Source organism: Lentzea atacamensis (assembly GCF_003269295.1).
In the GTDB taxonomy this organism is placed as follows: Bacteria; Actinomycetota; Actinomycetes; order Mycobacteriales; family Pseudonocardiaceae; genus Lentzea; species Lentzea atacamensis.
The window spans coordinates 439912-451887 of the sequence record NZ_QLTT01000004.1 but is presented as its reverse complement, the minus strand read 5'-3'; the positions used below and the strand labels follow the sequence as shown (position 1 = coordinate 451887).

The window sequence follows — 11976 nt, the reverse complement described above, 5'->3', positions numbered from 1 at the left end:
GATGATCCTCGAGTGGCGAGGTCGGAGGATGCCGCCGAGGAAGGGTGTGGCGACCGTGTCAGGGCCCCGCTGGCCAAGACGCCCGGCTCCTGCACTCTCCGGCTCGCTCAAGGCCCGCCGTCCATGCCCCGCCGGTAGTGCATGAACCGCTGAGCGAGGTCGGTCGCGGCCACGTTGCCGACGCCGGCCGCGGCCGCCGCCACCAGCATGGGCTGCACCGGAACGGCGGGAGTCGGTGCCGGGGCGGGGGTGGGTGTTGCCTGCGGTGGTCCGAGGAAGATCTCACGGATCACGCCGGCCTCGGCCTCGAGTTCGGCCGCCCGGTCGGGGTCGTTGACTGCCGAGTTGGAGCGGTACTGCTCACCCACCTCGACGGTGATCACGGTCATGCCCTGGGACGGGCCCCACTGGCCGAGCGACCGGCCCTTGGCGTTCTCCCGCTTGATCTGCTCGGCGGACTTCTTCGGGTCTTGGCCGGGATACAGGCTGCTCCACGCCGTGCCGCGCTTGTTGCCGGCTACGTGGACCCCGCGTTTTTCCGCCTCCTTGGCCATGGTGATGGCGAGTGCGTCGGAGTCCTGCGCGAGTTGGCTGTTGCGCACCGACGGGTGCGGGTCGGCGAAGATCCCGGCCTGGGTGAAGTTCTTGACAGCGTGGATGGACACCAGCCGGGACGGCTTGAACGCGTTGATCAGCCCCAACAGGGCGAGGTTCGACGGTTCGATCAGCCGGCCTTTCGCGTCCACCGGTCGGTCCAGGTCCAGATCCTTGCCCAGATCGGGGAACTGCCGATTGGGATCCTCCTGGCCGGCCGAGGACCGGCCGATGTCGCCTGCCTTGTCGCGAAGCTGCTGGTACTTGCCCACCGCAATGCCGGACTGTTTCCTGGCCAGGTCCGCTTCCCAGGCAGCGCGGCTGTCGACGTTGCCCGGGAACAACTTCGGCACGATCACCACGGTGAAGTAGGGCTTGGTGGTCATGAGCTGCTTGAGCAGGCGCTCGGCCACCTCCACGCCGGACTGCTCCGAGCCGTGCACACCGGCCACCACCATCGCCACCTCGGTGATCTGGCCGGGAAACACGTGGGCCTGCACCGGATTGCCGGAACTGTCCACCCCGACCTGCACGCCGGCCATCAGCTGAAGTTGCACCAAAGCGCCCATCGGCCACGGCAGGCCCGTCAACCAGCGAAGCATGCTGAGCGCCTGTGCCGCGTCCGCCGAGGCGTGCGCCTGCTGGGCCGCAGTGGCCACTTTCGCCGGGTCGAGCTTGGGCGCCCGCTGCGCCGACAGCGGGGCCGCAGCCTGGTGGACGGCCCCGAGCGCGGCGTTGCCGGCAGCGCGGCTGACATGGAGCCAGGCGTTGGGCGGCGCCGCCCGATGGAGCCGGTCCCCGACCACCTGGGCCGAGCCGTGGTCGACAGCCCTGGTCATTGCCTGTCCTCCAGAATCCACGCACGAAATCCCATGGTCGCAGGCCGACCGGGACGAGCGCAGCGCCGAGACGGGCAGCGTCCGCTGCCTGTTCGGGCAGGCACCGGACTCGATTCGAGGAGTACAGACCGAGTCCCGTGAGTTCATTCCGGGGATGATCACTCCTCTTGCGACATCAGGAAGGCGGAACCGAACGGCGCGGTAGGCGCTCACGGCTGACCACAGTTGTCGCACTCACGACTTTCGCGATGGCATTCCCCGCTCATGTACCTCTGCCTTCAAATGGCAGCCGGTCCGGACGTCCAGCGGGGTGTTAACTGCGGTTCCGAAGCTGATCTGCGCGCCATCAGGCTTCTCGTAGACGACTTCGTGGTCACTCGGCCGGTTGACGATGACGGCCGGCTGCTTGCCGAAGCCATAGCCTTCGGCAACCTCACCGACGATCGCCTCCGCGCGGGACCACTGGTCGTCGGGCAGGTTGCCCTTTGAACTCCACCGAGGCAGGTGACGGATGTCGACATCACCTGTGAGCCCGGGGAACTCGCTGCCACACCCAGAGGCACCGCCCTCGCTGACCTGTTCCCAGGTTCGTCCCAGCTCAGCGGTAAGTCGCTCCCTGACCTTGGCGCACATGTCGCGCCGGCACGATCTCGTCACGGTCGAGGAGGAACACCACTGACGTCCACAGCGGGGGACACTCCCCCGGCCGGCCAGTCGCGACGACGAACGGACTCGACCTCGTAAGCAAGCCAACGGAGCGCTCTCAACGCCGTGTTCCCGAGTACCGTGCCGATGACGACCGCCTCCGAAACACAACCGGTCTCGGATACCGCGGCCAGGTGCTTGAGATCGCTTCTGGCGATCGTCTCGCACGCACGGGCGTACTCATACAGTGAGTCGCTGACGCCCTGATGGCCGAGATCGCGAGCGGCGGCGAAGACGCCGGCCAACGTGCCAAGCGCCGCGTGGTTGGCGATGCCGTGCCAGCCGAGGTCAGCCAGCAGTGCCCTGGCGGCGGTGAATGCCTCGTGGTCCACATCCCACCTGACGTCGGCCACACCGTTCTGAACCGTCTCCATCAGCACGTCGGCATGGGGCACCGGCACGTCGACCGCCAGGACGATCTCCCGGACGGTGGCGATGGGCAAGCCACCGAGATCGGTCAGGACACGCACCAGGCGCAGTCTCTGGAGATGACCGTGGTCGTAGCGCGCCTGGTTGGACCCAGTGCGCTCGCCAGGGGGCATCAGCCGCTCGCGCAGGTAGTACTTGATCGTCGGTATCGGCACGCCACTGCACGCGCTCAGTTCAGCGATTCGCACCTCGTCTTCCTCGCTCTCACTCGCGCGACCAGTGACGTCGACGCGGACCTACGTCCGCGGCGACGGGATCCCCTCGTGGACCAGGTCCGACTGAAGCGCATTGACCACGACCTGAATGCGGTCGCGGGCACCGAGCTTCTTGGCGATGTTGCGGACGTGCGTCTTCACCGTCTCGCTCGACACGAACAACCGCCTCGCGATCTCCCGGTTGTCCAGGCCGCGACAGACCAACTGCAGCACTTCGCTCTCCCGAGGCGACATCGCCGGTGTGTCGTCCACCGCGGCCTGCAGCCGCAACTCGGGAGCGACGAAGCGGTCGTCCGCGCCCACGTGACGCAGGGCATCGGCGACCACAACCCGCCCAGAAGCCCAGGACACCACAGCGGAGGCACCCGCGCGCATCGCCGTTCTCGCCCGCAGTCGCCCCAGTCGTGTCGGCGGCAGGACCACGACGACCGATCGGCCTGTGCCTGCGACCAGGCGGACCGTGTGGAACGCGGAATCGAGTGTGTCGTCCACCACGACCACAGCCGGGTCGCTGCGGCGTATCTCGGCGAACAGGTCGGTCGCCGCGCCGCAGATGCCCGCGACGGCCACACCTGGCAAGTGGTCGATCACCCTTGCCATACCTTCGGCGAGCAACGACACCGCGCATGCGATGAGCACGCGGTCCAGTGTGCGTCCGCGGGGCGCGCTGACCGCCGCGTTCCTCTGACCACCTGTCATCAAGCCACCTCCCAGTGTGGATTACGTGGACAGCACATCCGATGCGCGAGAGACCCCGGCATGACGGAACAATCACATGAAAGTGCGACCGCGAATCGGCCGTGCGGTGTCAGGCGGTCCGCATGTGCCTGTCGAACGGCTCGAACCGCTCCGGCACGCTCTCCGTGAGCCCGATCAGGGCGGCGAGGGCGTGTTCGGCGCGCGCACTGGCCAGTCCGTCCCCGAAAGGGTTGCCTGACGCGGTCATCCGCGTTCGCGTCGCGGGGTCCGCCAGCAACCTGCGCGCCGTGGACAGGATGCGGGTCTCGTCGGTGCCCACCAGCTGGGCGCAGCCCGCGTCGACCGCCTCCTGTCGCTCGGTGACCTCCCGCAGCACCAGCACCGGCACCCCGAACGACGGTGCCTCTTCCTGAATGCCGCCCGAGTCGGACAGCACGAGCGTGCACGCTGTGAGCAGTCGGGCCAGGTCGGGATAGTCGAGCGGCTCAGTCACCGTGACCCTCGGGTAGTTCCCCAGTGCCTGCCACACCTGCGCGCTCACCGAGGGGTTGGGGTGCGCGGGAAGCACGACCTCGACATCGTCGTGCTCCCGGACGATGGCGCGGACGCTGCGCAGGACGGCGGCCATCGGCTCGCCCCACGACTCGCGCCGGTGCACGGTGACCAGCAACAGCCTCCTGTTCCCGGACAACGCGCGTGCCTCCACCGCGTCGAGTTCGCGCTGGCTGAAGGGTTCACGGCGGCGAGCGATCATGCGCACCGCGTCGACCACGGTGTTTCCGGTCACGAGCACTCGTTCCAGCTCGACGCCCTCGCGGCGGAGGTTGTCCGCCGCCCGTCCGGTCGGCGCGAGGTGCAGGCGGGAGAGGGCGCCGACCAGACGGCGGTTGGCCTCCTCCGGGAACGGCGAATCCAGGTCGTGTGAGCGCAGTCCGGCTTCCAGGTGCACCACAGGCACTCGCCGCCAGAACGCGGCGCACGCGCCCGCGACCGTCGAGGAGGTATCGCCCTGCACCACGACCGCGGCCGGCGGGCGCCGCGCCCACAGGGCATCGAGTTGGGGCAGGAGCTGGGCGTAGAGCTCGGCCTGTCCGCCGTCATGCCGATCGAGCCGCAGCGTGACGTCGGCCTCGATGCCGAACGCGGCAAGGGCTTGATGAACCATCGTGGGGTGCTGGCCGGTCGCCACCACGACCGGCCGCATGCGGCCCGCCGCAGCCAGTTCCAGCGCCACCGGAGCGATCTTGATGGCCTCCGGCCGCGTCCCGGCGACCAGATGCACCTCGGGAACGGAGTTCGACGGCATGATGTTCAGGCTCATGTTGGGACCGTTTCTCTCGGCGGAACAGGAACACGTCGGCCTCCGGAAAGGAGGAGTTTGAAGAGGACGACGACCGACAGCGTGGCCATCACCACGATGAACACCGCGCCGCCGACGTTGTGCACGAAGAAGAAGGCGCCCTCACGGCCATACCGACCGCCGACGACGGCGATCACCGATGTGCGCACGACGTTGGCGAGGAAGGACACGCACACCGCGGCCAACACCGCCCAGAGCACCCCGGCCGGGTTGAACCGGCTGATCAATGCCATCGGAGAGGAAGCGAGCAGCAGCAGGGCCACCAGCACGCCGACACTGCACCCGCCCGAGACCACGAAGCCCAGCACGGGGCTGGCCCCGTCACCGAACAGGTACACGGTCTGCCGGGCGAAGTCGGTGGCGGCTCCGGCAGGCACGAACAGGCCCACCACCGGGGTGGCGGCCATCGCCTCAACCGACCGGAACCATTCGAGGTTGGCGAAAACCAGCGCTGAGGCGGCCACGAGCACCACCCCCGCGAGCATTCGCAAGATCCGTTCCGGCCAGGGCGTCGGATGCGGCGCCTGGGATGCCAGGCTGTCCGGCTCGGTCATTCACCCAACCCCTTTCGACACGACGATCCGCACCGGCTCGCCCTGCATGACCGGGCCGTCGGGCGACACGTCGATCACCGTGCCGGAGGCGATCTCGGACACCACTCGCTCGGTGCTGACCACGAATCCGAGCGCGCGCAGCGTGGTTTCCGCCTCGGACGTCCGACGACCGACGTAGCTGTTCTTCCGCACCTCGATGCGCACCGGCTGCGCCGCGACACCCAGTTCGACCACGCCGCCCGGACGCAGCCCGGCCCCGACGGGTGGCCGCTGGGAGGCCACCTCTCCCGAACGGAAGCCGGCGGGACTGGTGATCGTCTCGGCGACCTGGAGCCCCAGCCGTTCGAGCGTGGCCCTGGCAACGACCGGATCCTGTCCGCGCATCTCGGGAACGGACACCAGCGCGGGTCGCACGAACACGCGATCGACACCGGTCACCAACAGTCCGGCCACCGCCGCGACGACCACCAGCGCGACGACCTGGATGCCCCATCGCCGCCGGTCGGACGCACCGAGTCGCACGGGACCGGCCGATGCCTCAGCGCGCATCGTCCGCGCCATGTACACGGCGCGACCGCAACAACAGCACACCGAGTACGAGCAGTGCCAAGCCGATCAACACAGCGAACAGCATCGGAAAACCCGTGGAGGCGAGCACTCCGGCAGCTGCTGTCCCCGTACCGGTCATGACTCCGGTGTTCCCGTACATGTGGCCACCCCTGTCTGCTGAGGGCCGGTCACCTCGGACCGGCCACGACTCACCCCCCATCGATGCGTCATCCCGCGTGCCATGACGCGGAACGCGGAATCGGCTACTCCCCTGGGGGGCCGGCTCCCCCTGAGGAGGGGTCGGCCCTGTGACCGGCCGGCCCGGCGATTGCCGCCGATCGCGTCATCCGGGCTCGCGTGCCGCATCGACCCAGCACTGTCCACTGGACGAAAAGGAGTCATCACGGTGCTCTCCGACATCGCGAGCGGGGTGTTCTTCGGGGCGACGCTGCTCACGATCGCGATCGGTCTCACGTACTTCCTGGCCTGCGCGGGCGCTGGCCTGCTGGAGATGCGTGCCGCGGCGAAGGCAGGACCGGACTCAGCGGCTGTGGCCCGGCGCGATCCCGACCAAGAGTGGGTGTATTTCCTGGTTCCCGCCCTCAACGAGAGCCTCGTGATCGAGCAGACGGTGCGCGCACTGCGGCGGACGCCGAACTCGACCATCGTGGTGATCGACGACGGCAGCGACGACGGCACCGGCGACATCGCCCGGCAAGCCGGTGGCGATCGCGTGATCCTCGTGCGCCGAACACCGCCCAACGCCCGGCAAGGCAAGGGCGAGGCGCTGAACCACGGCTTCGAGGCCGTACTGGCGGACGTCGCCGAGCGCGGGCTGGACCCGCAGCTCGTCTTCGTGTGCGTGATGGACGCCGACGGCAGGTTGTCCGTGAACGCCTGGTCCTACGTCCTGCCCCTCTTCGACGACCCGAAGGTGGGCGGCGTGCAGCTCGCCGTGAAGATCCGCAACCCGCACAAGCTGATCACGCGTGTCCAGGACTTCGAGTTCTGGGGCCTGTCCGCGGTATCCCAGTTCGGCCGGCGGCGCAGCCGGACCGTGAGCCTAGGCGGCAACGGTCAGTTCAGCAGGCTGCGCGCGCTGATCGACCTGAGCCGCGATCCGTGGTCGCAGTCGCTGACCGAGGACCTGGACCTCGCGATCACGCTGCTCGGCGCGGGCTGGGACCTCGACTCGACCACCATGGCCTGGGTGGACCAGCAAGGCGTCACCGAGTACGCCAGGCTCATCAAGCAGCGCACGCGCTGGTTCCAGGGGCACATGACGGCGGGCAAACGACTGCCGGAGATCTGGCGGAACCACCGGTTGTCGAACACGGCCGTGCTCGAGGTGACGCTGTATCTGGCGATTCCGTGGATCATCGTGCTGCCGTGGTCGTTGCTCTTCCACATCGGGCTGGCCGTGTCCGTCACCCAGGTGATGGCCGACCCGAACGCCATCTTCGGCACGTCCACGATGTCCCGCGTCCTCATCGGATTCGTGTTGTACGTGGCATCGTTCCTGCCCTGTCTGGTGTCGGGTTACCTGTACTTCCGGCGCGAGCGGCACTACGGCTTCTGGCGCTCCCTGCTGCTCGGGCACGTGCTGATCGTCTGGAACTACGTCGCCTTCATCGCCTGCTGGCAGGCGCTCGGGCGGATGCTGCAGGGCCGGACCGGCTGGGACAAGACGGCTCGATCGGCCGAGGACACCGCGGCGGAAGTCCCGGCCTCGACCGACGCCCGCGCCACGCGGCCCACCCGTCATCCCTCGCTGCGAGGACGAGCTGCCCGCCTCGGCGCCGCTCTGCCACCGCGCACGGCCGAGGACTCGATGCGCCCGTGACCACCGCACTGTTGGCGGTTCTCACTTCCGCGATGTTGCTGACGTCGTCCTGGCTGATCCCGAGGGCGCTTTTCCGCTCGGCCACCGATCGGCTCACCGCGACGGTCTCGCTGGCGCTGTTCCAGCCCAGCGTGCTGGTGCTCGTTCTCGGTCATCTGGGAGCTCTGCGTCCGGGTCCGCTCGCCGCCGCCGGCATCACACTCGGCACGGCAGGTGCGGTCTGGGCGGCGCGCCGTGACGCCGCGGGCCGCGCCGCGCTTCCCGGCGAGGAGCGGTGGGGGGCGAGCCGGGGACGACGTGCCGCGCTGCCCGCGCTGGTTCTGCTCACCGCACTCGTCGCAGCGCAGTACCTTTGGCGCGCCGTGCTGTCGGCCAGGGTCGGCGGCCACGACTTCGACGGCAACGCGTTCCGGCTGGTGTCAGTGGACACCTGGGTCTCCACCGGGTCGCTGTCGGAGACGGAGCTGCCGATCTGGTCCTCGGTCTCACCCCAGCACACCGAGCTCCTCACCGCCTTTCCCTCCGTGTTCCTCGCCCACACGCAGCTCGCCTGGGCAACGCAGTTCGGCTACGTGCTGCTCGCCTGCTGCGCGCTGGCCGGACTCGGCGTCCGCGCCGGGTTGACCACTGTTCGTGCCGCTCTCGCCGCTCTCCTGTTCGCGGCGATCCCGGTCGTGTTTCTCCAGGCGGGCACGACCTATCCGGACGTGGCCTCGGCGGCGGGGCTACTGGTCACCTGGCAGTTCCTGCTGGCCGCCGACGACGTCGGGACCGGACGGCAACGAGGCGACCGGGCCCACGTCACGTGGTACCTGTTCCTGGCGGGGACAGGCCTCGCGGTGTTGCTGGGCACCCGGTTTTCCAACGTCGTGCCCGTCGTGCTGGCTTTGGTCGTGGCGGCCTACGTCGCATGGCAGGCACGGCACCTGCCTGGCAGCTCGAAACGCACGCACCGGCTGCGCTCTTCCTGGCGGTGGCCGGCAGCGGCCGCGGCGGCGTCAGGGCTCCCCCTGCTGGTCGGCGCCAGCTGGTATCTGGCCAACATCGTCCGCCACGGCAACCCGGTTCATCCACTGCGCGCGCCTTTGGTGGGTGGGAGCCTCGATCCCGCAGCGACCCTGATCGCCCCCAACGAACCGGTCGAGATCGCGGAGCGGCCGGACCTGGTCAGCCGGCTGGCGGCGAGCTGGACCTACGACCTGCTGCCCCACGAGTACGTCTACGACCAGCGGTTGGGCGGGTTCGGTCCGCAGTGGCTGGTTCTCCTCGCAGGAATGCTGCTGGGCACGCTGGCCTTGCTCGCCTTTCGCCGCCGGTGGACGGTCCTGCTGGTGGTGCCGACCACCTTGGTCTTCTTCACCAGCGCCGCCCCCTGGTGGAGCCGGTACACCCTGTTCCTGGCGGCGCTGGCCTGCCTGGGCACCCTGCTCGCCGTGCAGTGGCTGGCACGGCGAGCCGAGACGGCTGTGACGCTCGCGCTGATCGCACTGAGCGGGCTGGGCATGTGGTGGGCCACCAGCCCGTCACCGATCACCCTCGCCGACGGTCAACGCGCTTCCCTCGATCGCGCGTGGGAGCTGGTGCTGTCCAACGCCGAACGACGACGATGGGGAATCCAGCCGTGGTCGGAGTACACGATGCTGCGCGGGCTGCCGCCGAACGCCGGCGTCGCCGTACCGGACGCGACCACGGCGCGCTTTCCGCATGTGTGGATCGGCGAGCGGCTCGACCGCCGCCTCGTGGTGGTGTCCTACCTCGGAGACCTGGACCGGTGGGTGGCGGACGTACGGGCCACCGGCGCCGGCTGGGTGGCCGTGGACGCGAAGGCGGGCGGTGCGCAGCCCGCCCTGCTCTCGGAGATCGCCGCGGTGCCAGACCGGTTCGAGCTCGTCGAGGGCTCGGGAGACATCCGGCTCTACCGCCTGCGGGACAGCTGACGCCGCGGCAAGAAGGCCTCGTCCGCCATCGGCCGCTCCATGCTGACCGTCATCTGGCACCCGCCGCCCGGCCTGCGCATTCAGCCGCCTGACCGGAACGCCCCACGAACCCGCCTGACTCTGCCGCTGCGCCGGGTGCTGCCACCTGTTCCCAGGTCACCACGACATTTCGGACCAGTGTGCCGCGCCCGAAGTTCGCCGACGAGGTCGTCTCGTTCCGGCTGCCTGGCACGGCCGAACGGCCCACACACAACACCGGTATGCGGACCGTTCGCCGCACCGCCGGAAACCACCTCGGGCGCGACTCTCATCGAACGGGACTTCGACACAGCCCTACCGCGGTCGAACGGTCGTCTCCGCGCGCAGGTCGTTCGCGGTGGCCACGACCGAGATCGAACGTGAGTCGGCTGGAGAACCGGGGGTGACGATGCGAAGTGCGACCTCCGCTGTCTGCCCCGGACGCAGGGAGAACTCGCACGACGCGGAGAAGAGCGGCAGCGATAGTCCCTCGCAGCCAGGCCCGCTCATCCACACCAGGTCGAGCCCGGAAGCGGTGTGCGCCAACCGCACCCGCACAGGTTCCGGTCCGTCGTACCGCACCCTCACCACGACGACCTGCACGACGCCGTGCTGCTCCACGACAGAAGCCGTCAGAGCGAGCCGCGGATCAACTGCGGGCGTCGTCCTGACGTCCAGGACGGCACTGGTGCTCATCGCCGCCGATGTGACCACGGCGGCGAGGCTGCCGTCGCGAGCGCTGGCGGCGGCGCGCAGGTGCAGTTCGAGGATCGTGGTGGAGCCCGCCGCCAACTCGGCGGTGGACCGGCACGTCATCGCCCCATCGCGGGGATCACAGGTCAGGATGGCGTCCCCGTCGCGCGTCCGGACGGCGTCCACGAAGAGTCCGGTCGGCGGGTCGAGCACCAGGGTCCACGACGAGATCGGCACGGTGCCGTCGTTGCCCACTCGCAGTCGCGCGGCCGTGGCCGCGCCGCCTGCAGCCAGGCCGACAGCGGGCTCGGTGAAGGACGCGGTGAGCCGGTGCTCCACCGGGCGGGCGGGCGGAGCGGGCTGGGTGATGGATGTGGTGGCGGGCGCCGGTACGGCCTCGGGGCGGGTGGCCGGACTGGCGGCGGCGCCCTGCTCGGCGGGAGCGGTCATCGGTCCGGTGACCGCAGGCGGCGCCGAGGAGGGAGACGCGGCCGGCGCGTTGGACGGCTGTTCGCTCACCGGCGTCTCGTAGGCCCGCTCCGCACGCGCTGGTTGACCAGGGTTCGTCTCACCGCCAGGCGGTATCAGCACGAGTCCCACGATCACCGCCGACATGGTCATGCCGGCCAGCGCCAACTTGCCCGTCAGCCCCTTCGCCGCTGCCGTGGCGGTCACCGGGGTGAGCTGCGAGGCGGCATGGGCGACGGGGACAGCCAGCGCCTTCGCGTAGACGGCAGCGGCACCGCCGAGCACGACAGGCAGCAGGACGGCACGCAACGAGCCGTTCAGCTCCGCGAGCTCATCGGCCAGGTCGCGGCACCGTCCACATCGGGCCATGTGCGCCTCCACGCAGGCCCGGTCCGTGGCGGGAGCCTTCGCGCGGACCCACGCGGCGAGCAGCCGGACGACCTCCCGGCAACCGTCGCCCACCAATGGAAGATGCACGGCGAGGTACTCCTGGCGCAGCCTTTCGCGGGCCCGGTACGCCAGTGCGGAGACGGCGTTGGGTGTGAGCCCGAGCAGTGGGGCGACCTGCGCCGCCGGCTGCCCCTCCACCTCGGTGTGCCAGAGCACGACCTGCCAGCGCTCCGGCAGTCGCTGGAAAGCGCGAGCCACGGTCGAGCGCTCCTCGTCGCGTATGACTTCGGCAGCGGGCAGATCGTCACCGGTCTGGCCGGACTCCCGGTACTCCCCCACGAACTCGACGCTGCGGTCTCGCCGGAGCTGCATGTACGCGCAGTTCCGCACGGCCACCAGCAGGTAGGCCCGGAACGCCTCGGTCGGTCCCTTGCCCTCCCGCAGCTTCGCCAGCACCTGGGCGAATGCCTCCGCGACCAGGTCGTCCGCCTCGATCCCGGTGCCGCCGAGCTGGAGGGCCATCCGGCGAGCAGCGCTCGCGTGACGCTCGAACAACACGCCGTACGCCTGGCCGGCGCCGGACCGCACCGCCTCGAGCAGCTCGAGGTCGCTCGTCGAGGAATACTCCTCGACGTCCTGCACCGCGCTCAACCCGTTGCCCATGCAGAAGGCTCCTCTCCGAC

General features: G+C 69.6%; 10 protein-coding genes. 2 read left to right on the top strand and 8 right to left on the bottom strand.

The window, feature by feature from the left end; genetic code table 11:
- Positions 1-107: 107 nt before the first annotated feature.
- The 7 genes from C8D87_RS21060 to C8D87_RS21030 form a co-directional block, all read right to left on the bottom strand.
- The gene (locus tag C8D87_RS21060) at positions 108-1433 is read right to left on the bottom strand and encodes a M14 family metallopeptidase (RefSeq protein ID WP_112228032.1); all 1326 of its coding nucleotides are present in this window, start codon (positions 1431-1433) and stop codon (positions 108-110) included.
- A gap of 234 nt (positions 1434-1667) precedes the next feature.
- Positions 1668-2066: an LppA family lipoprotein gene (locus C8D87_RS21055; protein WP_112228031.1), complete on the bottom strand. Its 399-nt coding sequence runs from the start codon at positions 2064-2066 to the stop codon at positions 1668-1670.
- Between the two features lie 20 nt (positions 2067-2086).
- A complete protein-coding gene (locus C8D87_RS21050; protein ID WP_112228030.1) occupies positions 2087-2755 on the bottom strand; it encodes a MerR family transcriptional regulator in 669 nt (222 codons plus the stop codon).
- A gap of 48 nt (positions 2756-2803) precedes the next feature.
- Positions 2804-3421 carry a helix-turn-helix transcriptional regulator gene (locus C8D87_RS21045; protein WP_215732408.1) on the bottom strand — a complete coding sequence of 206 codons (618 nt, stop codon included), beginning with the start codon at positions 3419-3421 and terminating at the stop codon, positions 2804-2806.
- A gap of 169 nt (positions 3422-3590) precedes the next feature.
- Complete coding sequence (gene wecB / locus C8D87_RS21040; protein WP_233442216.1) at positions 3591-4802, bottom strand: non-hydrolyzing UDP-N-acetylglucosamine 2-epimerase; 1212 nt, start codon at positions 4800-4802, stop codon at positions 3591-3593.
- Complete coding sequence (locus C8D87_RS21035; protein ID WP_109638379.1) at positions 4799-5395, bottom strand: exosortase/archaeosortase family protein; 597 nt, start codon at positions 5393-5395, stop codon at positions 4799-4801. Before C8D87_RS21035 ends, wecB begins: the two co-directional genes overlap by 4 nt.
- On the bottom strand, positions 5396-5944 hold the full coding sequence (locus C8D87_RS21030; RefSeq protein ID WP_170155047.1) for a PASTA domain-containing protein: 549 nt from the start codon (positions 5942-5944) through the stop codon (positions 5396-5398).
- Positions 5945-6350: 406 nt separating this feature from the next.
- On the opposite strand from C8D87_RS21030, the gene C8D87_RS21020 reads away from it, so the two are divergent.
- Both C8D87_RS21020 and C8D87_RS21015 read left to right on the top strand, forming a co-directional pair.
- Entirely contained in the window at positions 6351-7787 is a 1437-nt protein-coding gene (locus tag C8D87_RS21020; RefSeq protein WP_215732407.1) for a glycosyltransferase family 2 protein, read from the top strand.
- A complete protein-coding gene (locus tag C8D87_RS21015) occupies positions 7784-9724 on the top strand; it encodes a hypothetical protein (RefSeq protein WP_112228028.1) in 1941 nt (646 codons plus the stop codon). The genes C8D87_RS21020 and C8D87_RS21015 overlap by 4 nt, the downstream gene beginning before the upstream one ends.
- Before the next feature lie 333 nt (positions 9725-10057).
- Here the strand turns inward: C8D87_RS21015 and C8D87_RS21010 are convergent, their stop codons facing one another.
- Positions 10058-11956, bottom strand: coding sequence for a sigma-70 family RNA polymerase sigma factor (locus C8D87_RS21010; protein WP_112228027.1), 1899 nt, complete (start codon positions 11954-11956; stop codon positions 10058-10060).
- Positions 11957-11976 lie beyond the last annotated feature (20 nt).